Origin of the sequence: Mycobacterium sp. 1482292.6 (assembly GCF_001672995.1) — a bacterium.
GTDB classification, from domain to species: domain Bacteria; phylum Actinomycetota; class Actinomycetes; order Mycobacteriales; family Mycobacteriaceae; genus Mycobacterium; species Mycobacterium europaeum_A.
Genome location: NZ_LZKV01000065.1, coordinates 1 through 25,941 on the forward strand (window position 1 = coordinate 1; position 25,941 = coordinate 25,941).

The 25,941-nt window shown below is 66.4% G+C and carries 27 protein-coding genes; 16 read left to right on the forward strand and 11 right to left on the reverse strand.

The features are described 5' to 3' along the window. From A5624_RS05665 to A5624_RS05690, 6 genes are all read left to right on the forward strand, one after another. Nucleotides 1-998: Dyp-type peroxidase (locus A5624_RS05665; protein ID WP_066862869.1), on the forward strand; the 998-nt coding region annotated here is incomplete at its 5' end. A 163-nt stretch (nucleotides 999-1,161) separates the two neighbouring features. After that, nucleotides 1,162-1,686 carry an OsmC family protein gene (locus A5624_RS05670; protein WP_066862873.1) on the forward strand — a complete coding sequence of 175 codons (525 nt, stop codon included), beginning with the start codon at nucleotides 1,162-1,164 and terminating at the stop codon, nucleotides 1,684-1,686. Between the two features lie 9 nt (nucleotides 1,687-1,695). Beyond that, complete coding sequence (locus A5624_RS05675; protein WP_066862876.1) at nucleotides 1,696-2,763, forward strand: acyl-CoA dehydrogenase family protein; 1,068 nt, start codon at nucleotides 1,696-1,698, stop codon at nucleotides 2,761-2,763. Nucleotides 2,764-2,773: 10 nt separating this feature from the next. Next, nucleotides 2,774-3,400, forward strand: a complete 627-nt coding sequence (locus A5624_RS05680) for an RNA polymerase sigma factor (protein ID WP_066862879.1) — start codon at nucleotides 2,774-2,776, stop codon at nucleotides 3,398-3,400. After that, nucleotides 3,397-3,666, forward strand: coding sequence for a hypothetical protein (locus tag A5624_RS05685; RefSeq protein ID WP_066862882.1), 270 nt, complete (start codon nucleotides 3,397-3,399; stop codon nucleotides 3,664-3,666). Before A5624_RS05680 ends, A5624_RS05685 begins: the two co-directional genes overlap by 4 nt. Then, a complete protein-coding gene (locus A5624_RS05690) occupies nucleotides 3,663-4,577 on the forward strand; it encodes a formate/nitrite transporter family protein (protein WP_066862885.1) in 915 nt (304 codons plus the stop codon). Before A5624_RS05685 ends, A5624_RS05690 begins: the two co-directional genes overlap by 4 nt. An 18-nt stretch (nucleotides 4,578-4,595) precedes the next feature. Here the strand turns inward: A5624_RS05690 and A5624_RS05695 are convergent, their stop codons facing one another. Together A5624_RS05695 and A5624_RS05700 are read right to left on the reverse strand one after the other, a co-directional pair. Continuing rightward, nucleotides 4,596-5,465 (reverse strand): pyridoxamine 5'-phosphate oxidase family protein, encoded by an 870-nt coding sequence (locus tag A5624_RS05695; protein ID WP_066862888.1) that lies wholly within the window; start codon nucleotides 5,463-5,465, stop codon nucleotides 4,596-4,598. A gap of 56 nt (nucleotides 5,466-5,521) precedes the next feature. Next, on the reverse strand, nucleotides 5,522-6,856 hold the full coding sequence (locus A5624_RS05700; RefSeq protein ID WP_066862891.1) for an acyltransferase: 1,335 nt from the start codon (nucleotides 6,854-6,856) through the stop codon (nucleotides 5,522-5,524). A 92-nt stretch (nucleotides 6,857-6,948) separates the two neighbouring features. Here A5624_RS05700 and A5624_RS05705 point away from each other — a divergent pair, with 92 nt between their 5' ends. Then, nucleotides 6,949-7,920 carry an aldo/keto reductase gene (locus tag A5624_RS05705; RefSeq protein ID WP_066862894.1) on the forward strand — a complete coding sequence of 324 codons (972 nt, stop codon included), beginning with the start codon at nucleotides 6,949-6,951 and terminating at the stop codon, nucleotides 7,918-7,920. Between the two features lie 35 nt (nucleotides 7,921-7,955). Here A5624_RS05705 and A5624_RS05710 read toward each other — a convergent pair whose 3' ends face one another. The 3 genes from A5624_RS05710 to A5624_RS05720 all read right to left on the reverse strand — a co-directional run bounded on the left by A5624_RS05710 (nucleotide 7,956) and on the right by A5624_RS05720 (nucleotide 10,451). Continuing rightward, nucleotides 7,956-9,056 (reverse strand): NAD(P)-dependent oxidoreductase, encoded by a 1,101-nt coding sequence (locus tag A5624_RS05710; RefSeq protein WP_066862898.1) that lies wholly within the window; start codon nucleotides 9,054-9,056, stop codon nucleotides 7,956-7,958. Between the two features lie 7 nt (nucleotides 9,057-9,063). Next, nucleotides 9,064-9,582, reverse strand: a complete 519-nt coding sequence (locus A5624_RS05715) for a nuclear transport factor 2 family protein (RefSeq protein ID WP_066862901.1) — start codon at nucleotides 9,580-9,582, stop codon at nucleotides 9,064-9,066. 62 nt (nucleotides 9,583-9,644) lie between these two features. Beyond that, nucleotides 9,645-10,451, reverse strand: coding sequence for an acyl-CoA thioesterase II (locus A5624_RS05720; protein ID WP_066862903.1), 807 nt, complete (start codon nucleotides 10,449-10,451; stop codon nucleotides 9,645-9,647). A 128-nt stretch (nucleotides 10,452-10,579) separates the two neighbouring features. Here A5624_RS05720 and A5624_RS05725 point away from each other — a divergent pair, with 128 nt between their 5' ends. From A5624_RS05725 to A5624_RS05745, 5 genes are all read left to right on the forward strand, one after another. After that, entirely contained in the window at nucleotides 10,580-10,969 is a 390-nt protein-coding gene (locus tag A5624_RS05725; RefSeq protein WP_066862906.1) for a DUF1801 domain-containing protein, read from the forward strand. 80 nt (nucleotides 10,970-11,049) lie between these two features. Beyond that, nucleotides 11,050-12,276, forward strand: coding sequence for an acyl-CoA dehydrogenase family protein (locus A5624_RS05730; RefSeq protein ID WP_066862909.1), 1,227 nt, complete (start codon nucleotides 11,050-11,052; stop codon nucleotides 12,274-12,276). Nucleotides 12,277-12,290: 14 nt separating this feature from the next. Next, entirely contained in the window at nucleotides 12,291-13,157 is an 867-nt protein-coding gene (locus A5624_RS05735) for a hypothetical protein (RefSeq protein WP_066862912.1), read from the forward strand. 92 nt (nucleotides 13,158-13,249) lie between these two features. Beyond that, nucleotides 13,250-14,173, forward strand: a complete 924-nt coding sequence (locus tag A5624_RS05740) for a TIGR03564 family F420-dependent LLM class oxidoreductase (protein ID WP_066862915.1) — start codon at nucleotides 13,250-13,252, stop codon at nucleotides 14,171-14,173. Nucleotides 14,174-14,288: 115 nt separating this feature from the next. Then, nucleotides 14,289-15,071, forward strand: a complete 783-nt coding sequence (locus tag A5624_RS05745) for an SDR family oxidoreductase (protein ID WP_066862918.1) — start codon at nucleotides 14,289-14,291, stop codon at nucleotides 15,069-15,071. Here A5624_RS05745 and A5624_RS05750 read toward each other — a convergent pair. From A5624_RS05750 to A5624_RS05775, 6 genes are all read right to left on the reverse strand, one after another. Continuing rightward, nucleotides 15,064-17,964: an RND family transporter gene (locus A5624_RS05750; RefSeq protein WP_066862920.1), complete on the reverse strand. Its 2,901-nt coding sequence runs from the start codon at nucleotides 17,962-17,964 to the stop codon at nucleotides 15,064-15,066. The genes A5624_RS05745 and A5624_RS05750 overlap by 8 nt on opposite strands. Next, the gene (locus A5624_RS05755; protein ID WP_276310495.1) at nucleotides 17,961-18,395 is read right to left on the reverse strand and encodes an MmpS family transport accessory protein; all 435 of its coding nucleotides are present in this window, start codon (nucleotides 18,393-18,395) and stop codon (nucleotides 17,961-17,963) included. The genes A5624_RS05750 and A5624_RS05755 overlap by 4 nt, the downstream gene beginning before the upstream one ends. Before the next feature lie 301 nt (nucleotides 18,396-18,696). After that, nucleotides 18,697-19,305, reverse strand: a complete 609-nt coding sequence (locus tag A5624_RS05760; protein WP_066862930.1) for a TetR family transcriptional regulator — start codon at nucleotides 19,303-19,305, stop codon at nucleotides 18,697-18,699. A 200-nt stretch (nucleotides 19,306-19,505) separates the two neighbouring features. Beyond that, nucleotides 19,506-20,432 (reverse strand): alpha/beta hydrolase, encoded by a 927-nt coding sequence (locus A5624_RS05765; protein ID WP_066862933.1) that lies wholly within the window; start codon nucleotides 20,430-20,432, stop codon nucleotides 19,506-19,508. 73 nt (nucleotides 20,433-20,505) lie between these two features. Further along, nucleotides 20,506-21,177, reverse strand: a complete 672-nt coding sequence (locus A5624_RS05770; protein WP_066862936.1) for an enoyl-CoA hydratase/isomerase family protein — start codon at nucleotides 21,175-21,177, stop codon at nucleotides 20,506-20,508. A gap of 40 nt (nucleotides 21,178-21,217) precedes the next feature. Continuing rightward, complete coding sequence (locus tag A5624_RS05775) at nucleotides 21,218-21,847, reverse strand: TetR/AcrR family transcriptional regulator (protein ID WP_066862938.1); 630 nt, start codon at nucleotides 21,845-21,847, stop codon at nucleotides 21,218-21,220. Between the two features lie 130 nt (nucleotides 21,848-21,977). Between A5624_RS05775 and A5624_RS05780 the strand changes: the two genes are divergently transcribed. The 4 genes from A5624_RS05780 to A5624_RS05795 all read left to right on the forward strand — a co-directional run bounded on the left by A5624_RS05780 (nucleotide 21,978) and on the right by A5624_RS05795 (nucleotide 25,918). Continuing rightward, nucleotides 21,978-23,333 (forward strand): aldehyde dehydrogenase, encoded by a 1,356-nt coding sequence (locus A5624_RS05780; RefSeq protein ID WP_156748849.1) that lies wholly within the window; start codon nucleotides 21,978-21,980, stop codon nucleotides 23,331-23,333. Between the two features lie 148 nt (nucleotides 23,334-23,481). Then, nucleotides 23,482-24,258 (forward strand): isocitrate lyase/phosphoenolpyruvate mutase family protein, encoded by a 777-nt coding sequence (locus A5624_RS05785; protein WP_066862941.1) that lies wholly within the window; start codon nucleotides 23,482-23,484, stop codon nucleotides 24,256-24,258. A 47-nt stretch (nucleotides 24,259-24,305) separates the two neighbouring features. Beyond that, the gene (locus tag A5624_RS05790) at nucleotides 24,306-24,800 is read left to right on the forward strand and encodes a methylated-DNA--[protein]-cysteine S-methyltransferase (RefSeq protein WP_232002206.1); all 495 of its coding nucleotides are present in this window, start codon (nucleotides 24,306-24,308) and stop codon (nucleotides 24,798-24,800) included. A 104-nt stretch (nucleotides 24,801-24,904) separates the two neighbouring features. Then, complete coding sequence (locus A5624_RS05795) at nucleotides 24,905-25,918, forward strand: GTP-binding protein (protein WP_066862947.1); 1,014 nt, start codon at nucleotides 24,905-24,907, stop codon at nucleotides 25,916-25,918. Nucleotides 25,919-25,941 lie beyond the last annotated feature (23 nt).

Sequence of the window (25,941 nt, forward strand, 5' to 3'; positions counted from 1 at the left end):
CCGACCTGCAGACCCTCTTGGCGCGCTGGTCGGCCGCCGCCGCGATCCTGCAGCAGGGCAAGCCGGTCGGGACGGTGCAGCCCGGTGTCGACGTGCAGCCTCCCGTCGACACCGGGGAGGCCTACGGGCTGAGCCCGGCCAGCCTCACCGTCACGATCGGGCTGGGCCCGTCACTGTTCGGTGATCGATTCGGACTGGCCGCCCGGCGACCTGCCGTGTTCACCGACCTGCCGCCGCTGAACGGCGACAACCTGGATCCGCGCCTGCACGGCGGCGACCTGTCCGTGCAGGCGTGCGCCGACGATCCCCAGGTCTGCTACCACGCGGTGCGCAACCTGGCCCGCCTCGGCCGCAACATCGTCTCGCCGTTCTGGGCGGTGCTCGGGTTCGGTCGGGCCTCCGCCGGACCCGGCCAGCACACGCCACGAAACCTGTTGGGATTCAAGGACGGAACCCGCAACATCGCCACCGACGCCGAATACGACAAGTTTGTCTGGGTCACCAACAGCGACCAGCCCTGGATGAACGGGGGGACCTACCAAGTCGTCCGCAAGATCCGGATGTTGATGGAGACGTGGGACGTCGACCGGATCGGCAATCAGCAGAGGATCTTCGGGCGCACCAAAGAAGAAGGGGCGCCGCTGAGCGGCAAGCACGAGTTCGATACACCGGACTTCGCCGCCAAGGGCGCCGACGGCAACCCCCTCATCGATCCGATGTCCCACGTCGGCCTTGCCGCCCGGGAAAACAATGACGGCATCATGATCCGCCGGCGGTCGTACAACTACACCGACGGCCTGGACGCCAACGGCCAACTCAACGCCGGTCTGCTGTTCGTCTCGTATCAAAAAGATCCCCAAGATTTTATTCGTCTGCAGAACCGCCTGGGTGCCCACGACCTGCTCAACGAATACATCCGCCACATCGGATCAGCTATCTTCGCGGTGCCGCCGGCGCCCGCTGAAGGCCACTACATCGGGCAAAACCTGTTCAGCTGAGCAAATCTCGTCGGCGGCCGACGGCCCGGCCGGGTCGCCACGTTTCACCCCCGTGACGTTTCGTGTCGGACCGGTAAATCAATCGCACCCGCCGTCACGCATCGGGGCCCGGCGCGCACTAACTCCGTGAACCCGCACAATCAGCGAGAAACGGAGAAGTCACATGACCGACGCGCTCGTCATCGACGCCGAAGGCCTGGACCGGCTGTCGTGTAACGCCAAAAGCAATCCCGAGACGGGCAGGAAGACGCTCAAAGCCAAGACCGTGTGCGAAGCGGGCTTTCGCAACATGACCTACGTCCGGGACCTGGCGCCGATGCTGGTGGGCGAGCCGCCCGCGCTGCTCGGCGACGACTCGGCGCCCAATCCCTCGGAGACCGCGTTGGCCGCGCTGGGTTCGTGCGTCTCGGTGGGCCTGCTGGCCAACGCGACGCACCGCGGGGTGACGCTGACCAAGATCGAGGTCGAGATGCAAGGCGACATCGACATTTCCGCGGTGTGGGGCGTGGGGGACACCCCGGAGGGCAAGTACCTGGGGTTCAGCGCCGTCCGCTGCACGGTGAGCCTGGCCGGTGACGCCGACGAAGCCACGCTGAAAGAGATCCACGACAACGCCATCGCCTGGTCGCCGGTGGTGAACACGTTTCGCAACCCGGTCACCGTCGACTCGACTCTGATCACCGGATAAGCACGCGACATGATGACGACCACGGACACAGCGGCCGGCCAGTTGGATGTCGAGCTGCTGGAAGACATTCGGGGGCACGCCGCGGCGTTGGACCGCGGCGAGGGCCACTCCCGTCGCAGCTTCGCCGCGCTGGGGGAGGCGGGCCTGCTGGGCATTGGCGCCCCGGGCAACGTCGACGGCCGGCTTCCGGTGATGGCCGAGGTGATCCGATCGGTTTCCGGGGCCTGCATGAGCACGGGGTTCTCGTTGTGGGCGCATCGCATGACGGTCGAGTATCTGCTCACCGCCGCAACCGAATTCAGCAGTGCGGCGGTCGAGCCGCTCCTAGCGGGAGCGGTGCCGGGCGTCACCGGCATGGCCGCGGCGTTCAAGGAGGCGGCGGGCTGCGGCAGCGTGGAGTTGACCGCCACATCCGTGGCCGGCGGTTACCGGGTCTCCGGTCCGATCAGGTGGGCCAGCAACCTGTATCCCGACTCCACGATGGTGACCGCGGTGCGCACCGATACCGGCGAGAAGCTCATCGTCGCGCTGCCGCTGAACACGCCCGGGGTGAACGTGGGTGAGCATTTCGATCTGCTGGCCATGGGCAGTACCGCCTCGTCGTACCTGAACCTGGACGGCGCGCACGTTCCTGCCGGACAGGTGCTGTCGCGCGACTTCGAGGGCTTCCTGCAGTCGGTGCGCCCGACATTCCTTGTCCTGCAATCCGCGATGTGCCTGGGCCTGACCCGGACCGCCCTGGACCAGGCTCGCCTGGGACTCGGCGGTGTCAACGCCGTGTTCAGCGACGACGTCGACCGCGTCGCGGACCAGCTGGTTACCGCCGAGGCCACCCTGGCGAAGCTGGCCGCGGCCGTCGGAGGGGCCGAGCCGCCCACCAAGAAGGAGTTGCTGTCGCTGCGCCTCGCCGCCGCCGAATTGTCCAGCGCCAGCGCCGACTTGGAGGTGCGGACCGCCGGCGGCAAAGGCTACGCGAGCCGAACACCGGCAAGCCGGCGCTATCGCGAGGCGGCGTTCATCCCCGTCCAGTCGCCGTCCGAAGGCCAGCTGCGCTGGGAACTGGCCAGATGCGTCTGAGCGCGGGTCGATGGTGACTCCGGTGGCGGTGCCGCCGGAGGGCACCGAGTCCGAATACCTGGTCGGCGGGGTTCCGCTGGCCAGCTTGGTGCGCGACTTTCACCGGCCCATGGTGAATTTCGCTCGCACCATGGTGGATTCGGCAACGGTCGCCGAAGAAGCCGTGCAGGAGGCGTGGGTGCAGGTGCTGCAGTCCTCGGACTCGTTTCAGGGGCGTTCGTCGGTGAGCACCTGGTTGTTCGGGATCGTCAAACACACCGCCTCCCGGCACCGGCGCAGGGAATCGCGGATCCGCCACCACGAGGTGCTGGCCGCCGACGGCGAGGGCGACGACCCGCTGTCGGGTCGCATGCACCCCGCCGGTCACCCCGACGCCGGCCACTGGAGCCTCCCGCCGTCGCGCCGCTTTCTCCCCGAAGACCGGACCGTCGAGAGCGAACTGCTCGGCTACGTGCGGTCGGCACTGGATGCGTTGCCCGAACGCCAACGGCAGCTGGTCATCCTGCGCGACATCGTCGGAACATCAGCCGACGAGGCGGCCGCGCTTCTCGAACTGACCGCCGAGGCGCAGCGGGCACTGCTTTACCGCGCCCGGGGAAATCTCAGAGCCGAATTGGAAAAGCGGTATCAGCGATGACCGTTCATGACAACGCAGTCCCCGCCATCGATTGCGTCGACTTCGTCCGCCTCGTCGACGATCTCGTCGACTCCGACCCCCAGCAGTGGGGACCGATCGTGGCCAAACACCTCGACGAATGCCCACCGTGCCTGGTTTATCTGCAACAGATGCTCGACCTCAAGATCCTGCTCAGCCACGTCTTCGACGGCGAGCAGCTCAGCGAGGATCACATTGCCGGTGTCATCAACGCGATCAACACCTTTAGGAAAGGCGAACCCCGATGACGATCAACGCTGAAGCGCCGCAGCTTCGAAGCGATGCTGTGGTTGCGGACAACGTGACCGTGTTGCCCTCTGGCGTCCGGGCCGACGCCGTGCCCGAGGATCCGTTCGAGCCACTGTCGGTGGGCGCCATGGTGGATCGGGTCGCGGCCATGGCAGTGGAAAAAGCCGCGCATCCCTGGGCATTCCTGATGCGCTCGCTGGTGGGCGGTGTGATGGTGGCCTTCGGAGCGCTGCTGGCCCTGGTGGTGAGCACCGGCGTCAAAACACCCGGTGTGGCAAGCCTTTTGATGGGGCTGGCCTTCGGCATGTCCTTCGTCTTGATCCTGGTGTCGGGCATGTCGCTGATCACCGCGGACATGGCCGCGGGATTTCTCGCCGTGCTCAAGCGCACGCTGAGCCTGCGCGGCTATGTCGCGTTGGTGACCGTCGGACTCATCGGCAACATCGTCGGCGCGCTGGTGTTCGTCACGGTGTGCGCCGCGGCGGGCGGGCCTTACCTCGGCGCGTTCGCCGAACGAGCGGCCACCGTCGGCACGCTGAAGGCGGGCCAGCCCTTTTGGACGGCTCTGCTGCTGGCCGTGGTGTGCACGTGGTTCCTGCAGACCTCGATGTGCATGTTCTTTAAGGCCCGCAGCGACGTCGCACGGATGGCGTTCGCGTTCTACGGGCCGTTCGCGTTCGTCATCGGCGGCACCCAGCACGTGATCGCCAATGTCGGATTCCTGGGTCTTCCCTTGCTGCTCAACCTCTTTCACCCGGTCGCGCCGCGCGGCGCGATCGGCTGGGGCTTCGGCCCGCACGGGCTGCTCACCAACATCGGGATCACCACCGTGGGTAATCTCATCGGCGGCACGGTATTCGTGGCGTTGCCGTTCTGGATCATCGCGCAGCTGCAGCGGCGCAAGGTCTAGGCGCGGCGCCGGGGACGGTTACCACTGCGTCGCCAGACCGGCTAGCGTTGCCACGGCGCGGACCGAGAAGGCGACATTGCGTCCCACGGCACCGTCGTCACCGGCCGCGCCGGGAGTGGTCCACCGCACCCGTGCGGTCCCGCTGACATGCAGAGCGGCGCCGGTGTCGAAATCGAGGAACAGCAAGGCGGCTTCGTCGTCGACAGCCAGATTGCCATAGCTGTTGAACATGTTGTTTCCCGGGAAATCCAGCCACCACAGCCGGTTCGGGGAGTCGATTCGGACGAATCCGGGTGGGCCGCCTCGGTGTGACGCATCGCTGCCGCGGGTGGGATGGGTGGTGCCCAGGAAGAACGTGTCGGACCTTGCAATCATGGCTTGATCCGCGGGACCGAGAAGCGTTGCGCGGCGGGTGTGTTTCGAAGGGGTGGCCAGACCGGCCACGTCGATCGCGCGGCGGTGAATGTATTTGGGGCAATTGCCATACGATTGGTCGATGCGCAGGGTCATGCTGGCGTGGTCGGCACCGACAAGATCACCGTTTATCCGTAACCTGCGGCGGGTGGGGAAGTCGATGGCGATCAGCCCGACTTGCTGGCCGGCCCGGATCTCGTACAGGGGATCGCCGTCGCGGGGAGCGGACGACACATGCAAGACACCTGCTTGCCCGCGGAGAAAACCCTGTGGCGCGGCCAGCGGCGAGACCCAGAGGACGCCGTCGTGGTCGCGTCCGGTCAGCGCGGCGAACCGCTGCGACGCCAGGAAGCGTGCGGCGCCGTCAGACAGATCCGACGAGTCAAGCATGCTCTCGAGTCGCCCGGCCTCGGCTTCGACACCCGCTCGGCGCTGCGTCGCGAGTTCGCCCTCGTGGAATCCCGTCGCGGCCATATCCGTCGTAACAACGGCACCGGGGCAAAGCTTCCTGGCGGTACGGGCGCCCTCGGTCAGGCCTTGCGGTCCCGCTCCACGTCCAGCGCATGAGGTGCGGACCGGGTCGCGGGTCGCAATGCCGCCAGCAGCGCTCCGGCGCCGAAGATCGCCGCGGTCAGCCACGGAAAGTGTCCGTCGGGGGCGAAGCCCGCGGCGGCGATCAGGGACAGGGCGTAGGCCGCCGCCGCGGCGCCGGCCAACATCACCGGTTCGGTCCAGCGTTCGGTGAGCGGTACCCCGAGCAGCGGTAAGGGAGCCGCGAAAAGCCTTCGGGCCCACCACAACATCATCATCTCGACCGCCGTCACGACGCACAAGATGACCACCCATTCCAGCCGGGCCAGCCACCAGTGCGCGCTACCCTCGGGCGGCTGCGGCAAGAGTCCGGCCGGGTAGCCGACGATCGCGACGATCACGACCGGGATCATGTGCCACAGGTAAAGCGCCATGATGTTGTTGTTGGCGACGGACAGGACGCGCTCGACACGCATGGCGCGCAGCGCACGGTTCAGCGCGGGCGTCAGTGCCATCGCAAGCCCCGTTTGGGCGCAGCCGAACGCCAACAGCGCCACGGTCGGAGGCGTCGTGTTGTCGATGGTCTGCCCGGGGACACCGATCATGCTGACCGGATAAACCTTGCGCCACACGAGCAACGCCAGGGCCACCGACGAGACGGCCGCCAGCAGAGCGGGTCTGCGGCCGGCCAATGACCCGCCGTGCCAAGCGATCCCGAGCTGATACAGGGTGCCCCAGCCCAACAGGTAGTTCACCCAATTCAGGTACGGCACATGGCCGGCGAGCCGGGCGACATCCACCGCCGCGACCGCCAAGACGAGTGCGGCCGGTACCAGCAGGCCCCAACGACGTTGTGCGGCAATGGCAATCGGCGTCAGCGACACGACAACCAGGTACACAGCCAGGAACCACAGGTGCATGGCCACCGCCCAGCCGGCGTACTCGAGCACCGAGCCCGCCACGCCGCAGAAACCCAGGGCAACGACCACCACCGACACCAGCGCCATGTACACCGCGGTCGGTCCGAGGACTCGCGCCAGCCGGTGCTGTATCCAGGTCCGCCGCGAAAGTCCCTCAGCGTCGTGGCGGTGCGTCCAGGACACGGCGCCGGCATAACCGGCAACCAGGAAGAATGCCGGGACGGCCTGGAAGGGCCAGGTCAGCCACTGGGTCCAGGGCAGGTCGACGAGCGGGTTCTGCCGGCCGAACTGGCCATCGTGATAGGTGACCGACCCGGCCAGCCAGTGTCCCAGCACGATGAGCACCACGCCGGACACGCGGTAGTAGTCGACCGCCAGATTGCGCGGCGGCCGCGTCGTGTTTGCGTGGCTCATCAGATCGGGGGAAGCTCGACGCGGTACACAGCGCCACGGTACCGTCCGGCCCCCAGCGGGGTCTGGCGCAGCCGCAGAACAGGAGACATCCCATGAAACAGGCTCAACTCGGCGGGTTGCAGGTCGGTCGCCTCGGCCTGGGTGCGATGGGCATGTCGGTGGCCTACGCGGTCGGCGGATTCGACGATGCGGAATCGGTCCGCACCGTGCATCGCGCCATCGACCTTGGTGTGACGCTGATCGACACGGCCGAGGTCTACGGCCCGTACGTCAACGAGGAACTGCTAGCCCGCGCGCTGCGGGGACGGCGCGATCAGGTGGTGCTGGCAACCAAATTCGGTCTGATCTCGCACACCGGTCGCGAGGGCCTGGACAGCAGCCCCGCCAACATCCGTATCGCCGTGGACGGTTCGCTGCGACGGTTGGCGACCGATCGCATCGACCTGTACTACCAGCACCGCCTCGACCGCCAGACGCCGATCGAAGAGACCGTCGGCGCGCTGGCCGAGCTGGTCGCCGCCGGGAAGGTCCGCCACATCGGCCTGTCGGAAGTCGGGGTGGATAACATTCGTCGCGCGCACGCGGTGCACCCGATCACGGCGGTGCAGTCGGAGTACTCGCTGTGGACCCGCGATCAAGAGGACGAGATCTTGCCGGTGCTGCGCGAATTGGGCATCGGGTTCGTCGCCTACTCGCCCCTGGGCCGTGGCTTTCTCACCGGCGCAATCCGTTCCACGCACGAGCTGCCCGAGACCGACTACCGCAAGACCAACCCGCGGTTCTTCGACGAAAACTTTCAGCACAACCTGCGCTGCGCCGACGAGGTGCGCGATATCAGCGCGGACGTCGGCGCCACGCCGGCTCAGGTCGCCTTAGCATGGTTGTTGGCGAAAGGCCCTGATATCGTGCCCATTCCGGGCACCAAGCGGGTTACGCGTCTGGAAGAGAATGTCGGCGCCGACGCGATCGAGCTCACCGCCGATCAACTGGCCAGGCTCGATCGGCTCACCCCGCCCGCAGGGGGCCATCACGCCGAGGCGCAAATGGCGTGGATCGATCGCTAGCGGCGCCCCGTAGCCGCCGCCCGGTGCGCGTCGCGTTAGTCGACGCTGGCCAATGCCGCTGGGCCGTAGGTTTTTTCGATCAGTGACCACGGGTCGGCGTAGGGGCCGCGTCCCTCCAGCCGGCGCTGCACAATCAAAACGGCCCGCAGCACCGGGCGTAGCACCGGGCCAAGCAGTCGCAGCACGATCCGCAGGTGGCCCTGCGATTCGGCCAGCCACGCCAGTGTCTGGTTCCAGTCGTGCTCTTGAAAGTCCAGCAGCGCTTGCGCTTCGGTGGTGTCGTACCAGCCGGTGAAGCTCCAGCCGCGGTCGTCGGCCGGGTCGCCCGGCAGGCCGGCCGAGGGGCCGAGCGGTCCCAGGCCGGCCGCGCGCATCAGGTCGTCCTGGAGGCCGTGCTGGAGCAGCACATACGTTTCGTTGCCGCCGATGAGCAGGGCCTTGCCGGAGATGGAGTCCTTGCGGTCGACGCCGTTGGCGAATGCCAGCGCCACGTCACGCGCATCCACCGCATGAATCCGGTTGTCGCTGGGCATCGAACGCATCAGGGTGAGGTAGTCGCCGTTGATACCGGCCTGCGTGTCCGGCGAGATGACGCCGGCAAGTCGGTAGAGCGCATACGGCAGGCCGCTGCCACGGATCGCCGCCTCGGCAAGGACTTTGTCCTGCCCGTATTGGTCGACGGGGTTCACCGGCGTGTCCGGCGTGATCCGCTCCGGCTGACGGTAGGGGTTGCGAGATCCATACACCGCGGCGCTGGACGCCATGAGGAACAGCGGCGGGCGTGGGAGCGCGGCGCAGGCGTTCAACAGGTTCTCGGTGCCACCGACATTGACGCGGCGGGCCAGTCCGGGATTGCGGTAGGACGGCGGGGACACGATAGCGGCCAGGTGAACGACGGCCCCGGGCTCATGAGTGGCGATGAGAGCGTTGACGGCCTCGGCATCCAGCAGGTCGGTGTACGCGGGTATCAACGTCCCCGGGCGCGCGCCGGCCGCGAGTTCTTTTTCGACGGCGACCGTGTTGTCGTTGCGCAGATCCATCGCGACCACGGTTCGGCCGCGATCGAGCAGGATCTGCGTGCAACGCTTACCGACTTGCCCGAAGGCGCCGGTGACCAAAACGGTGTCGACGGTCATGGGCGCGTCACCGCTCCATCAGCCGTTCGGCGAGCTTGCCGATCGCCGTGCGGAGTCGAGGGGAGACGTAGATCGAGAAGAACGGCGTCACGATGTCCTCGCGGAGTCGAGTTAGCTTGGAGCTCTTGATAAGCCACTGGCCGGCGATGATCTCATAGGTTTCGTGGTAGTGGCCGTAGCCGACCAAGGTTACCCCGGGCCCGAATCGGACGACGTCCTGCAGCGCCCATATTCCGCGCGCGGTCGTGGCCGAGGTGAGCTCGATTTCGGGGGTGTGCACCTGGTGAGCCGTGGGCTGCGTCGGGCGGCCAAGGGCCCGGCGGGTGAACGCCACGAACTCGTCGGCGCCCGCGATCACCTTGCCGCCGGCTTCGGAGGTGTCGCTGACGAAGTCGTCGGCGAAGATCGTCCGCCACGCCGCCCAGTCCTTGGTGTCCAGGTAGCGGCAGTAGCGCGCTTTGAGCTGCTTGATGGACTCGATCGCCGGCAGCGTCTCGGCGAGCAGGCCCTGCGCGCGCTCTGTCATAGCCGCTCGATCCCTTCCGCAAGTGCCGACGCGTGACGTTTCACTGCCGAAGTGTAAACCCGTCAGCCCTTGAAGTAGACGATCTGATGGGTGGTCGCCAGCAGCCCGCCGTCGGCGGTCCACACGTGCGCGCTCTGGTCGAAATAACCGCGGGTGAAGCGGTTCGCCTGCGCGGTGGCCAGCACGAAGTCGTTGTGCAGGGCGTCGAGCTGGGACTGATCGGCGTGGAAATACGTCGTCAACGAGATGGTCCCGGACGGGACGAAGCCGCCGCGGCGCAGGAACACCCGCGGGTAGAAGATGTCGCACAGCGCGGCGAGCGCCGGGTAGTCGACCGGGCGTCCCGCGCCGTCGCGCACCCACAGGGTCGAGGTCGACGAGGGGCTGGCGTCCCCGCCTTTGCCGGGCATCGCGCCTTCGACGTAGCGCATGTCGTAGAGGCCGGTCCATCGGACGAGGCCCGGATCGACGGCGGGTAACTGTTCGGGTGGCGGCGCGCTCGGCGGGCGGCTCTCGGTGTCGGCCCAACTCTCTCGCCGGATCGCGAAGATCGCGGTCGCGGTCGTCTTGACCACGCCGTCCTGGCTCAGCTCGACGATCCAGTGCTGATTGGTGCGGTTGGTGCGCGGGGCCCGCAGCGCCAGGTCGAAGTCGCCGTCGGCGATGGGAGCCGCGTAGTTGACGGTCAGGGCCAGCGGTTCCCCGATGCGGTCGGGGTGTGTTTCGACCGCGCGCAGCATGGCGGCGGCCGTGATCCCGCCGAACGGCCCGACCATGTTTGCCCACTCCGGGTGCGTGCGGCCGCGCCGGAGGTCGGCCCCGATCCGGTCGAGCTGGAGGGCTTCGTCGAAGGGGTGCGTGTCGGTCATAGTGATCGACCGCAGATTACTTGCGCACAAAGCTGGTGCTGGATACGGGGTCGTGCCGGGTGGGCCGGGCGAGCACCATCCGTTGAGGTACGGTCCGGCAAGCGACAACCTCATCGAAAGGGGCCACGGTGGCGAACCCGAAGGACGGCGCCGCAGCCGCATCTCCCGCCGAGCTGATCGACGCCAGGATCAAGGATTTGGGGGATTGGCGCGGCGAAATGCTCGCTCGCATCAGGAAACTGATCAAGAAAGCCGACCCGCAAGTGGTCGAGGAGTGGAAGTGGCGGGGCGTTCCGGTCTGGTATCACGACGGGATGATCTGCACCGGCGAAACGTACAAGAACGTCGTCAAGATGACCTTCGCCAAGGGCGCGTCGCTGCCGGATCCCGCGGGTCTATTCAATTCCAGCCTCGACGGCAACACCAGACGCGCCATCGATTTCCACGAGGGTGACGAGCTCGACGAGAAGGCGTTGACGGCGCTCATTCGCGCCGCGGTGAAGCTGAACGGTTCGTAGGACGCCGACCTATACAGCCGTGTGACGGTTGCTGTACAGTCGCCCAGCACAAGGTCGACGCTCGAATGAGAGGCCATCCGGTGACGTCCGAATCGGTCGAGGAATTCCGGAGCCGGGCCCGGGCCTGGCTGGCCGCGAACATGCCCCGACTCGATCCGGCCAAGGCGGCACAGCTGGAGCGAGATGAGCTGCCATCGTGGCGCCGGGCCCGAGAACTGCAAAAGCTGCTGTGGGACGGCGGATTCGCCGGGATCTGTTTCCCGCGCGAGTATGGCGGGCTGGGGCTGAGCTACGAGTACAAGAAGGCGTTCGACGCCGAATCCCAGGCCTACGAGACTCCGCTGCTGCTCAACGTGCCGTCCTTCGCCATCTGCTGCGCAACGATTCTCGATATGGGCAGCGAGGAGCAGAAGCGTCAGCACATTTCGGCCGCCCTGCGCGGTGACGAGGTGCTGGTGCAGCTGCTGTCCGAGCCGAGCGGGGGATCCGACCTGGCGGGCGTCATCACCCGCGCCGAGCGCCGCAACGGCCGGTGGATCATCAACGGCGCCAAGACCTGGAGCACGTGGGCCTTCGCCGCCGACTACGGCCTGTGCCTGGCACGGACCAACTGGGAGGTTCCCAAACACGACGGGCTGACGATGTTCCTGGTGCCGCTGCAGCATCCCGGAGTCACCATCAACCGCATCCGGCAGGTCAACGGCTCCATCGAATTCTGCGAGGAGTTCTTCGACGACGTCGACGTGGGCGACGACGCTGTGGTCGGAGAACCGGGCAAAGGGTGGGACGTCGCGTCGCGCCAGCTGTACCACGAGCGGCGCACGATGGGTGATGGCTCGGAGTACACCAGTGGGCCGGGAATCGCCGAGGCCCACGACGTCTCCGTCGACCTGGTCTCCCTGCTCGAAAAGACGGCCCAGGCCGGCAATCTACGACTTCAGGAGATGATCGGCCGGGCCCTGGTGCACCGGGCCGTGCACGGCCAACTCAGCGAGCACGTCTTTCACGCCGTCGCCGGCGGATCCCTGCCGCCGGCCGCGGGATCGATCATCCGGCTCTACATGGCCGAGGTGCATGACGTCGAGACCGATACCGCCTTGGCCGTCGCCGGCTCGGCGGCCGTGGTCGACGACGCCGGGCTGCTCGATATCGGGACGCGCTATCTGGGCCGTCAGACCGCCAGCATCGGCGGCGGTACCACCGAGATGGCGCGCAACGTGATCGGCGAGCGGGTGCTGAACTTCCCGCGCGAGCGCGCCGACGACCGCGGTGTGCCGTTCAATCAGGTGCGGCGCGGCAAAAGCTAGGGAGGAGAACGGAATTGAGCGGCCAACTTCGTGACATCCGGGAGTTGATGGGTGATTCCGACGCCTACCGCGAGGAACTGTACCGGCGTTGGACGGGCCTGCTGAGCTACCGCTACATCGGTCGCAAACACTCGGCGATGAATTTGGGCGAGACCGATGACACCGTCGCCATTCGCCGCGACATGCGCAACGACGCCGGCGGAATCATGGTGGCGCCGTTGGCCATATCCTCCCCGGAGGGCTGCCAGACCGACATGGTCGCGGTTCCCAATCCGGTGATTGCGTCGGTACAGATCGTCGACCCCGGATACGACGTCACCAGGATCGAGATCGTCGGCTCGGGCATCGTGCACCAGGGCCGCACCATGGGTTACGGCCGCTGCACGATCGTCGACGCCGACAACCCCAGCCGGGTCATCGCCTTCAACGAGGGGCAGGGAGCGATCATCGGCATCCCGCCGGAAGGCCTGGACCGGATGGATGTTTCGGGCACCGAGCTGGTGGTCGAGGACTCACCCGATCTACCGCCGCTGTGGCAGGCCTTCGGCGCCAGCCGGCGCCAAGACGGCCACTGGATACTGCCCGAGCTCAGTACCGAACTCGCGTCGCCGGACGCCGCGCTGCACATCGGGCCCCAGCACGTCGTTCTCGAGACCGCGGCGATCGACCTCGCCGCGGAGGTGGCGGGAACGACAAAGCTGCAGGTGGTCAGCTGGCACGTGATGTTCATGTCCCGCGGCAAGGTGGGGCCCTTCCGGGTCGAGGGCACGGCACACCCCGGTGGATCCGGACGCGTCGGCGTGCGCATGCTGCTGCACGATGAGGGCAACGCCGACAAGGCGGTCACCTCCGCCGCGGCGGTTTTCGACATCGTCGGCTGAGCCGGGTTCGGCGCCCCTGGCCCCAGAGCTGGTTGCGAACGCCCGGGCGGATGGCGATAACCTTCCCGGAGACGCGAAGGAGCGTGTTGATCATGCAGGTTTCTATGTTCGGCCAACTGAGCGGATCGGGCGACCAATCGCCGATCGACGCGACGATCGCGAACCTCGCGATGCTGCGCGACGAGGGCTTCAAACGCGTGTGGATGAGCCAATTGCCTTATGAGCCAGACCTTCTCACCGTCGTGGCTATCGCGTTGCACGAGGTCGACACGATCGAGGTGGCCAGCGGTGTGGTGCCGATTCAGAATCTGCATCCGATGCTCATGGCGCAGCGCGCCCTCACGCTGAGCTTGGCCTCGGGTGGCCGGTTCACGCTCGGGCTCGGCATGACCCATCAGGCGGTCACCGAGGGGATGTGGGGCATCCCGTGGGACAAGCCGGTGCGCAGGCTGAACGAATACCTCGACGGCCTGTTGCCCCTGCTGGCCGGTGAACCCGCCGCCTCGGCCGGAGAAACGGTGACCACCCGCGGCGCGCTGATGATCTCGGGCGCACCCCGGCCCGACGTGTACATCGCGGCGCTGGGCCCGCAGCTGCTCAAGATCGCCGGGCGGCGCACGGCGGGCACCTGCACCTGGATGACGGGGCCCAGGACGTTGGCCGAGCATGTCGGCCCGACGCTGCGGCAGGCGGCCGCGGATGCGGGGCGCGAGGGGGAGGCGCGGGTCGCGGCGTCGCTACCCGTCAGCGTCACCGACGATGTCGACGCCGCCCGCAAGCAGGCGGCCGAACAGTTCGCCATCTACGGCCAGCTGCCGTCCTACCGCGCGATGCTCGACCGCGAGGGCTACGCGGGGCCGGAGGATGCCGCCATCATCGGCGACGAGGATACGGTCCGCGGCCGGCTCGACGAACTGCGTGCCGCGGGTGTCGACGAGTACGTCGCCGCGGCATTCGATCCGTCGCCGGAGGGCCGGGCACGCACGCGGGCGCTGCTGCGGGGGTACGACTCCTGACCCGACGGGCTCATCCGGCCTAGTTGTGGTGTGTCCGCGCCGTTTTGGCTATGGCCATACATAGCCTCCGGTACGTATGGTGCTTAGGCGAACCCACACGAGGAGGAGAAACGCAGTGGCAGAACGGTTGGCGGGAAAGGTCGCCCTGATCAGCGGCGGGGCCCGGGGGATGGGCGCATCGCACGTGCGGTCGCTGGTCTCCGAGGGAGCCAAGGTCGTCTTCGGGGACATCCTCGACGACGAGGGCAAGGCGGTCGCGTCCGAGGTCGGTGACTCCGCCCGCTACCTGCACCTCGACGTGACCAAGCCCGATGATTGGGATGCGGCGGTGGCCACCGCGCTGAGCGAGTTCGGCCGCCTCGATGTGCTGGTCAACAACGCCGGCATCATCAACATCGGCACCCTGGAGGATTACGCGCTCTCGGAGTGGCAGCGGATCCTCGACATCAATCTGACGGGCGTGTTCCTCGGCATCCGCGCCGTCGTGAAACCCATGAAGGAAGCGGGCCGCGGATCGATCATCAACATCTCCTCGATCGAAGGCATGGCCGGCACCATCGCCTGCCACGGTTACACCGCAACCAAATTCGCCGTGCGGGGCTTGACCAAGTCGGCGGCACTCGAGTTGGGTCCGAGCGGAATCCGGGTCAACTCAATCCACCCCGGACTCATCAAGACCCCGATGACCGATTGGGTTCCCGACGACATCTTCCAGACCGCGCTGGGCCGGGCGGCCCAGCCCGTCGAGGTCTCCAACCTCGTTGTCTATTTGGCCAGCGACGAGTCCAGCTACTCCACGGGCTCGGAGTTCGTCGTGGACGGCGGGACCACCGCCGGCCTGGGCCACAAGGACTTCTCCAACGTCGAGACCGACGCTCAGCCGGATTGGGTCACCTAGCGGCGGTAACCAATTCGGCGTCCTTGGCCGGCTTGGGCCAGGGCGATGGAACCGGGCGCTGGCGCACCCGTTGCGGCCACCAGAACCACTTGCCCAGCAGCGCGGCGATGGACGGTGTCATCAACGACCGCACGATCAAGGTGTCGAAGAGCAGACCCAGCCCGATCGTGGTGCCGACCTGGCCGATGACCGTCAGCTCGCTGACCGCCATGGTCATCATCGTGAAGGCGAACACCAGCCCCGCCGACGTCACCACCGAACCGGTGCCGCCCATCGACCGGATGATGCCGGTGTTCAGGCCGGCGTGAATCTCTTCCTTGAACCTCGCCACCAGCAGCAGGTTGTAGTCGGCGCCCACGGCCAGCAGGATGATTACCGACATCGCCAGCACCATCCAGTGCAGCTCGATGCCGACGAGGTGCTGCCAGATGAGCACTGAAAGCCCGAAGGACGCGCCGAGCGAGAGCAAGACGGTTCCCACGATGACCGCCGACGCCACCACCCCCCGTGTGATGAGCAACATGATGATGAAGATCAGGCACAGCGAAGCGATCCCGGCGATCAACAGGTCGTAGGTATTGCCGTCGCTGAGATCCTTATAGATCGACGCGGTGCCCGCGAGGTAGATCTTGGAGCCCTCCAGCGGAGTGCCCTTCAGTGCTTCGTAGGCTGCCTTCTTGATCGCCCCGATGTGCGAAATGCCTTCCGGTGACATCGGATCGCCGTCATGGCTGATGATGAACCGCACGGCGTGCCCGTCGGGGGAGATGAAGTTCTTCATGCCCTTCTTGAACTCTTTGTTATTGAAGGTCTCCGGGGGCAGGTAGAACGAGTCGTCGTTCTTCGAGGCGTCGAACGCCTTGCCCATGGCACTGGAGTTCTTCTGCGCCTCTTTCTGCTGGTCCTGTAGCCCCTTCTGGGTCGAATACATCGTCAGCATCGTCGTTTTCATCGCCCTCATGTTCTCGAGCATGGAAGGCATCAGCGCCACCATCTGAGGCATCAGGGTGTCGAGATGATCCATGATCGGCAGCAGGCTCTGGATGTCGTCGGTCATCGTGTCGATGCCGTCCAGGCCGTCGAAGACCGAGCGAAGCGACCAGCAGACGGGGATGTCATAGCAGTGCTTTTCCCAGTAGAGGTAGCTGCGGATCGGGCGGAAGAAGTCCTCGAAATCGGCCATGTGGTCGCGCAATTCATTGATGTCGATGGTCATGTCATGCATCTTTTTCACCATCACATGCATGTCGTTGGCCATCTGCGCGGTGATGCTCGACATCTTCTCCATGCTGTCGATGGTCGTCTGCATCATGTCGGCCTGGTGCAGCATGTCGGCCATCTGATCTTCTTGATACTTCTGGTTCATCTGCTGGCTGACGCCCTGCATGCTGATCTGGAAAGGAATCGATGTGTGCTCGATCGGCGTGCCCTGCGGACGGGTGATCGCCTGCACGCGCCCGATCCCCGGGACCCGGAAGATGGTCTTGGCGATCTTGTCGATCACCAGGAAATCCGCCGAGTTGCGCAGGTCGTGGTCACTTTCGATCATCAGCACCTCGGGATTCATCCGCGCCTGCGAGAAGTGCCTGTCCGCGGCCGCATAGCCCTCGTTGGCTGGCAGGTCCGTCGGTAAGTATTTGCGGTCGTTGTAGTTGGTGCGGTAGCCCGGCAGGGTCAGCAAGCCCACCAGCGCGACCCCGATCGTCAGCACCAGGATCGGACCGGGCCAGCGGACGACCAGCGCGCCGATCTTGCGCCATCCGCGAATCCGTTGCGTGCGTTTGGGTTCGAGGGTCTTGCCGAAACGCGTGGCCACCGCGATGACGGCCGCACCGAGCGTCAGGGCCGCTGCGACCACGACCACCATGCCGATGGCTAGCGGAATGCCCAGCGTCTGGAAATACGGCAGGTTGGTGAAGTGCAGGCAGAATGTAGCGCCGGCGATGGTCAAGCCAGACCCGAGCACCACGTGGGCGGTGCCCTTATACATGGTGTAATACGCCTCTTCGCGGGTCTCGCCGATGGCGCGGGCTTCCTGATAGCGGCCTATCAAGAAGATCGCGTAGTCGGTGGCGGCCGCGATCCCCAAGGTGACCAACAAGTTCGTGGCGAACGTGGAGAGCCCGATGAGCTTGAAATGGCCCAGGAACGCGACCATTCCGCGCGCGGCCGACAGCTCGAGCACCACCATCACCAGCGTGAGCAAAACGGTGACGACCGATCGATAGACCAACAGCAACATGCCGATGATCACGGTGAACGTGGCGGCCGTGATCAGCTGCATGCTGCGGTCGCCGGCCTCGTGCTGGTCCGCTGACAGTGCTGCAGGTCCCGTCACGTAGGCCTTCACCCCTTTGGGTGGGGGCACGCTCTTGACGATGTTTTGGACGGATTCCACCGACTCGTTGGCCAAGGCCTCGCCTTGGTTACCGGCGAGGTAGACCTGGACGTAGGCGGCCTTGCCGTCGTTGCTCTGCGCGCCCGCTCCGGTCAGTGGATCGCTCCACATATCCTGGACGTGTTCAACGTGTTTCGTGTCGGCGTCGAGCTTCTTGACGATCAAGTCGTAGTAGGCGTGCGCATCCGCCCCCAAGGGATTCTGGCCCTCGAGGACGATCATGACCGAGCTGTTTGACTTGTACTCGTTGAACACCGCGCCCATGCGCTTGGTCGCGACCACCGACTGCGCGTCGTCGGGGGCCATCGACACCGAGCGCATCTTGCCGACCTCCTCCAGCTGGGGGACGGAGACGTTGAGCACCGCGATGATCGCGATCCAGCCCAAGATGATCGGCACGGCGAGCGTCCGGATGAGCCGGGGGATCTTGTCTCGCACGGGTTCGTCGACGACGGGAATGGTGTCGGTACGGGCGTCGTTTAGCGTTGTGCTCATGCGGATTTCACCATGCAAAAGGTCAGGGCGTGCACGCCGTGGGTAAGGTTCTCGTCCTTGACTTCGTCATCGATGGTGATGCGGCAACCGAGGGAGTTGCCGTCGCTTTGCGCTGACAGGTTCGGAAAGACCGAGGGCGCGGTGGTGCTCAAGACCAGCGTCCATGGCAGCGGCGCGCCGTCGACGCGCCTGGGGTCGGCGGACAGGTCCAAGTAGTTCACGTTGGCCTGGCTGGCCGAGCCGAATACCTCGTACTTGACTACCTTGGGTTTGAACGGCTTCGAGTCATCGAGTCGCGGGCTGGTCATGATGCCCGTGTCGTGCGCGCCGAAGAACGACTTGACCCGAACGACGGCAAACCCGCCGACCAGCACGACCGCCACGATCAACAGCGGCAACCAGGCGTTGCGCACAAGTCTCGATATCTGCACCTAGGTGACCCTTCCCCGGCACGCGGTGGTGACGTGGATCAGCGTTTGCGCGACCGGAGGTCGTGGGCAGGTGAGTGCCCACAAGTCGCATTGCTCAACAACGAATTACGTCGATTGCTACGGTTCGCGCGCGCTGGAGCGTCAAACGCGGTGAATGCTGCCCACCCACACCGGTTGACGTCCCCGGCGTCGATACCCGGCTCGCCTTGTTGCTGAAGCCTCCCCGCGTACCGCCACCAGCGCATAGTACATGATGTGCATATCTTGCAGTGCATGCAACATTTGCTACTGGTGTTTCAAATCACTCCGTGAAGATGCTGTTCACCAGCGCGGCGGCCCGCTCAACATAGGGCATCGGCGTGTCGGCGGTTTCATTTGCCTCGCCGCTGGCCCACTTTTCGATACCGGACCGTACCGCGGTCAGCGCCAGCGCCGAAATCAGCGCAGCCATCTCGTCGTCGGGTTGCATCGCCTGGCGACGCACGATGATGTCGGTCAGCTGGTTTTGAAAACGCTCCAGGTCGGCGAGGAACGCCGCCAGCACGGCGGGGGAGGTCTTGGCGAGTTCGAGCATGTGGGCCGCGTGCTCGCGCCGCGGGGGCACGTCGCGCAGGTGGTGGGCGGCCAAGGTGATCAGCTCCGCCAGCACGACCGAGTAGGGGGCGGGGCCGGCGGCGACGAAATCTGCCACCAACTCCGGCGGTATGTCCGAGGGGCCATAGGCGAGGGCGGATTCTTTGTTGGGGAAGTAGTTGAAAAAGGTGCGGGTGGCGATTCCGGCTTCGGCGCAGATCTCGTCGACGGTGACCTTGTCGAATCCGCGTTCCAACGTGAGGCGCACCGCGGCGTCGCGGATGTCGGCGCTCGTCTGGCGACGACGGCGCTCTCGCAGCCCTACGGGATTGGCCATACTCATATAGTTGCACCTTGTGCACACTTTGCAGTCAAAAGGTGTCACGTCGGGGCCGGGTGGTCCGGTGCTTGGTGCCCGCAGCAAAGGTCGACTTATCAACCCTGCGGCCTGGGCCGAGACGTCACCCGGCACGTAAAACCCTGACCTGCAACATGATTCGATGAGCTGTTGCGGACGATGCGACCAAGCGATGGCGCTTATCCACTCGGCGTAAGCGCGCCCCGCAAATAATCGCATTGACTGTCGAAGAACCTCGTCGAGATGGGTGCCTTCTCGGCGAGTTGATCGAACGCATGAAACGCGCCCGGAACGATCTCCTCCTGCACCCGCACTCCCGCCTCGCGCAGGCGCCGCGCGTATTCCAGGCTCTCCTGATAGAAGAGGTCCAGCGTGCCCACACCGATCCAGGCGGGCGGCAGCCCGGACAGATCCTTGCGACGAGCCGGTGCGGCCTCTTCGGGATCGGCCCCGTTGAGGTACCACTTCCAGGCCAGTTGATTGTCGGATTCGGTCCACATGATGCGCCGGGCGCCGTCGCGTTTGGCGCCGGTGCGATCGTCGAGCATCGGGTAGACCAGCATCTGGAAGGCGACTCGGACATCATTGCGGTCGTGCGCCCGCTGAGCCACCGCGGCCGCAAAATGCCCACCGGCGCTGGCCCCTCCGATGGCGACGTGATCCGCGTCCACCCATGGCTGACGGGCCAGCCACAGCAGCGCCGCATAGCAATCTTCGACCGGGATCGGGTAGGGATGTTCCGGGGCCAGCCGGTGCTCCACCGCCGCGATCGCGAATCCGGTGCGCTGCGAGAGCTTACGCAGGTATTTATCGTCCTGGGCCGCGTGACCCATGATGGTGCCGCCGCCGTGGATCCACAGCAGCGCGGCCGCACGGTCGGGAAGGCCGGCCGGACGATGCAGACGAACGCTCACGTGCTGGTTGACCGCGGCGACGGGCACGGCGCGCAGGCGTCCCGCATTGCCCATCAGGTTCATGACGGCGCGCTGAACCTTCAGGCCGCGGTGCAGGGCGTAGCCGCGGGGCACGAACCGCGCCACCTTGCGAAGGCCGGGGTCCAGGACGTGAGGGGAGGTGAAGTCGTTGTCCAGGAGCCTGTTTGCCATCCAAAGCCCTCTGTTCCCTTGCGCCGGCAGACATCGCTGACCATACAGGAACGCGTGCGGTGTCCAGCAGCCGTTAATGCGAACCGTCTTGGTCATCGGTGAGCGCGCGCACCGCGCGGTCGAACATGGTCTGCTTTATCGCCCCCAGCGTGCCGGGGTCCTTGCCCTGCAGCGGTCGCAGCACGTCGAGGGCCGCGTCGGTGACCGCGCCGTCGGCGCAGCTGGCGTCGACGATGCCGAATTCCTCCGCATCGGGGCCACTGAAGCGTCGGCCGGTGGTCATCGAGGCGACCGCGGCGCGAGGAGTGAGTTTGGCCTGGATGAGCGCGGCCATGCCGGGGTTGAACGGGATGCGGATGTCGACCTCGGGAAAACAGAAGTATCCGCGGTCGGCGCGCATCACGCGAAAGTCATGCGCGATGGCCAGCATTGCGCCGGCGCCGAACGCGTGACCCACCACGGCGGCCGCGGTCGGCAGGGGCAGGGTGAGCATGCGTGCCAGCAGCCGGTGCACCCGGCCGATGTACCACTGTCCCTGGTCGGCGTGGGCGCTCAGCCAGTCCAGGTCCAGGCCGTTGGAGTAGAACTTTGCACCGGCCGTGGTGACCAGTGCCTGGGCGCCGTCTGCGACGGCCTGGTCGAGCGCTTGATCGATCTCGTCCAGAAATGTTGGCGAGAAACGGTTTTCGTCCTCGCCGAGGCGAACGATGGCGATTTTGTCGGCGTAGTCCAATGTCACGGGCATGTGTGTCTCCTTGAGTTGCGTTGATATCTCGGAAGTTCGGTCATGCGCGCCGGTGTCGCGGCGGAGAAGGCCCCACCGCGAGCACCGCGCGCACGGCTGCGTGTAGCTGCGCGCGGGTCGTGGTGCTCCCAAGCCGGTCGCGGCGCAACAGCAGCGCGGTGGGCAGATCGACGACGCAACTGGTTATCGTGTCCACCGCCGCCGCGTCCTTGCGGTCCCACACCGCGACGGCAAGGCGCACCAGCAACGCCACGAGCAGCTTGTCGAGCTGCCGCAGCTCACCGGCAACATCGTCGGGAACATCGTCGGCGAGCACATCCTCGCGGCGCACCCGCAACACGAGCGTCGACGAGCCGGGGTACTGCTCGGCGAACACCACCGCCGCTTCGGCGGCGGCCACCACGGCATCGATGGGGCCACCGGGGCCGTCACCGGCCATCGCTTGGTCGACGAGCGACGTCTGCACCGCCAAGAAGCGCCGACCCGCCCGCAGCCAAGCGTGGCCCATCAATCCGCCCCGAGACGTAAACGTATGGTACACAGCGCCATTGGACACACCCACCGCGTCACTGATGGCTCGGATGGTCACCGCGGTCGGGCCTGACCGCGCCACCAGCTCTTCGACGGCGTCGAGCACCCCGTCGGGATCATGGATGCGGGGGCGTGGCATTCGCCCACAATAACAGAGCGAGCGCTCTGTTACTCGCGCCGGGGCGCTCCCGGCCCCGGGTGCAGGCTACGTATCGGGCCGGGCCGGTTTGTCGGGCGCGGATCGGGTATCCACTGGCGTGGCCTCAACCATGACGAAGATCATCAGCGTTCTGGACCCCCGGACCGGCGACACCGCCACGCAGGTCCCCGTCACCGGGCCGGCCGAGTGCGATGAGGCAATTCGGCGCGCCGCCGACGCCGCCGACTCCTGGGCCCGCACTTCGCCCGCCGAACGGGCGGGGGCGATCGCGGCGGCGGCGGCCGATGTTCGCGACGCCGCTGATGAGCTGGCCGAACTCACCGAGCGGGAGACGGGAAAGTCGCGCGCCGACGCGCGTGGGGGCGTAGACGCCGGAGTCGACACCCTGTTGCAATACGCGCAGCTCGGGCCGTTGCACCGCGGGCGCAGTCTGCAGGGTGGATGGACGGCCACTGATCTCATGGTTCCGCAGCCTCGCGGAGTGGTGGCCGTGTTGACCCCATGGAACGATCCGATCGCAGTGGCCGCCGGCCTTCTCGGCGCGGCCCTGGTCACGGGAAACACGGTGGTGCACAAGCCAAGTGAGCGTTGCCCCCAGACAGGTAGGCGCTTCGCCGAGCTTCTGGCCGCGCGGCTACCCGAAGGCGTCTTGCAGATAGTCAATGGCGACGGCGCGGTCGGCGCCCACCTGGCCGCCGCCGAGCTGGTCGACGTGGTCGCGCACGTCGGCGGCAGTGTGACTGGGCGAAAGATTGCACGGGCATGTGCGCAACGCGGCGCCAAGGCGCTGCTGGAGAACGGCGGCAACGATGCGTTGATCGTCGACGCGGACGTGGATCCGGTGTGGGCGGCCAGCCAGGCCGCACTTGGCGCCTTCGCCAACGCGGGACAGATCTGCGTGTCCGTCGAGCGGATTTACGTCGTGCAACCCATCGCCGACGCGTTCGTCAACGCGTTGATCGACGAGGCCACCTCCTGGGCCGAGCGGATCGGGCCCTTGGTCGACGAACGTCACCGCGACCACGTCCATGCCCACGTCGAAGACGCTAGGCAACGCGGCGCACATGTGGTGGTCGGCGGTGAACCGGATCTCGAGCCGGGCTCGTTCTATCCGCCGACCGTGCTGACCGGCTGCACATCCGACATGGCGGTCATGCGCGAGGAGACGTTTGGTCCGATTGCGCCGGTGCGCGTCGTGACCGATTTCGGTGCCGCGTTGGCTGAGGCGGCCGATGATCGGTACGGACTGGCCGCCACCGTACTGACCGCCGACATGGCCCATGCGCAGGAGGCGTGGCGCGCCCTTCCGGTGGGCACCGTCAAGATCAACGCCGTGTTCGGCGGTGCCCCGGGCGGGGCCTCGGAACCGCGGCGCGCCAGCGGAACCGGATTCGGTTTCGGGCCTGAACTTCTCGACGAGATGACCGCCGTGAAGGTGGTGCATTGGTCGGCGCCGGGCAGCTGACCCGGCTCGTACGCGAAAGACGATCGCGCCGATTAGCGGCTCCCGAAATAATTCATTCGGACCTCACATCCGTCGGCTGTGCAACGTCTACTCAGTGACCGGTGAGTCGATACCTGGCCGAAGTGAGGACAGCATCCGGAGGCAAGCCATGAGTTTTCACGATCTTCATCGCCACGGCACACCTTTTGTGCTGCCGAACGCCTGGGACGTTCCGTCGGCATTGGCCTACCTGGCGGACGGCTTCACCGCTATCGGAACCACCAGTTTTGGGTTGTCTTCCACTCGCGGTCACGCCGACGGGGGGCGCGCCACCCGCGAGGCCAACGTCGCTCTGGCCGCCGAGCTGGCGTCGCTGGGCTGTTACGTCAGCGTCGACGTCGAAGACGGCTACAGCGATGACCCGGATGCCGTTGCCGACTACGTCGCCCGACTGCCGGTCGACGGACTCAACATCGAAGACAGCACCGAGGGACGGCTGATCAACCCCGCCCTCGCGGCCGCAAAAGTGGCGGCCATCAAACGCCGCAGCCCCGCGGTGTTCGTCAATGCCCGCGTCGACACGTACTGGCTAGGCCAACAGGCCAACACAGCAACCACCATCGAGCGGGCGCTTCTCTACGTCGAGGCCGGCGCCGACGGCATTTTCGTGCCGCTGGCCAACGACCGCGCCGAGCTTGCCGAAATCGTTCGTAATATCCCGCGTCCCATCAACACACTGCCGGTTCCCGCAATGACGCTCGGCGAGCTCGGCGAGCTCGGGGTGGCGCGTGTGTCCACCGGTTCGATGCCCTACAGTGCGGCGCTGTTTGCCGCCGCCACGGCGGCCCGAGCCGTCCGTGACGGAGGCGCCTTACCGCCGTCCACGCCCTACGCCGAGCTGCAGTCACGGCTGGTCGACTACGAGCGGCGTTCGGCGACAAGGTGATTGGTTCGCAATCTGAGGAGGTTGAGCGGATGCCGATACGGCACGCGGTGATCGACAGCGCGCTGGGTGAGCTGACACTCGTCGCCAGCGGCGACGCTCTGGCGGGCGTGTATTTCCGGCATCACTGGCATCCGCCCACCGCCGACACACTGGGTCTACGGGTCGAGGCGGCGGCTGATGAACTTCTAGCCAGCGCGGCCGACCAGCTGGGCGAATACCTGGTTGGCGAGCGCACGCAGTTCGATCTTCCGCTGGCGGTGGTGGGTGATGTCCGGCGGCAACGCGTGTGGGATCTGCTGTCGGGCGTCGCCTACGGGCAGACGAAAACCTACGGTGAGCTGGCCGCGGAGCTAGGTGATGGCACCACCGCGTACGAAGTCGGCCAGGTGGTCGGGCGCAACCCGCTCAGCATCGTGGTGCCGTGCCATCGGATCGTCGGGAAGGACGGATCCCTCACCGGCTATGCGGGCGGGCTGAAGCGCAAGCGGTTCCTGCTGGAGCTCGAAGAGCCGGAACCCGTGGTCGCCGGCAGGCTTTTCTAGCGCGATCGATAGATTGCGCTGCGCGACACCACAACCGGACGCAGACGGTACATGTTGCGGCGGTTAGCATCGACTGTCCGGACTCGATGTGGAGGGTGAGACCTTTGGCTGCGATACCCGTCATCGCGCTCACTGGTCACCTCGGAGCGGGCAAGACGACGCTGCTCAACCACCTGCTGCGCCACCGAGGCACGCGAATCGGAGTGGTGGTCAACGACTTCGGCGATATCAACATCGACGCCGGTCTGGTGGCCGGTCAGGTCGACGAGCCGGCCTCGATCGCCGGAGGCTGTATCTGCTGCTTACCCGACGGCGGCGGGCTCGATGAGGCACTGATCAAGCTCGCCGACCCCGCCCGGCGCCTCGATGCCATTGTCATCGAAGCCAGCGGCCTGGCCGACCCCGTGGCGATCGCGCGGCTCATCGGCTTCAGCGGGATACGCGGGGTCCGGCCGGGTGGGCTTGTCGACGTCGTCGATGCCGTGAATCACTTCGACACCGTCGACCGCGGCGCCCTGCCGCCGGTGCGCTACGGCGCGGCGTCGCTCATCGTGGTGAACAAGCTCGACCAGGTTCCGGAAGAAGAGCGGTCGACGGTGCTGCACCGCGTCACACAGCGGGCGGCACAACGCAATCCGCGCGTACCCGTCGTCGGCACCACGGGTGGCCAGATAGACCCGGAACTGCTGTTCGACGCCTCGGCCACGTCCGGTCAGGTCGGGCAACTCTCGTTTCTGGACCTGGCGGCCGATCGCGAGCACGAGCACGTGCACGTCCACGCCGATGCCGTCACGGTCAGCAGCTCCGGTTGCGTGGACCCGGATGCCCTGGTCGCTCTTCTCGAAGAGCCGCCGCCGCAGGTGTTCAGACTGAAAGGCGTCGTCGCGGTGCGGCACCGCACCGCCGTCCGGGAGTATGTCGTCAATCTGGTGGGGAGCGGAATCCACATCGCGAAGGCGCCGCGGGGAGCCATGGCCAATTGTCTGGTGGCCATCGGGATGCATCTCGACGTTCCCGCCGTCCGCGCCCGGCTCGACAACGCACTGCAGCCCGCGCCGGGGCCGGCGCCGGCGCAAGCCTTGCGGCGGTTGGAGCGGTACCGGCGACTCAGCGCCTGAGAAAGGTCCGGCAAGATACGGGT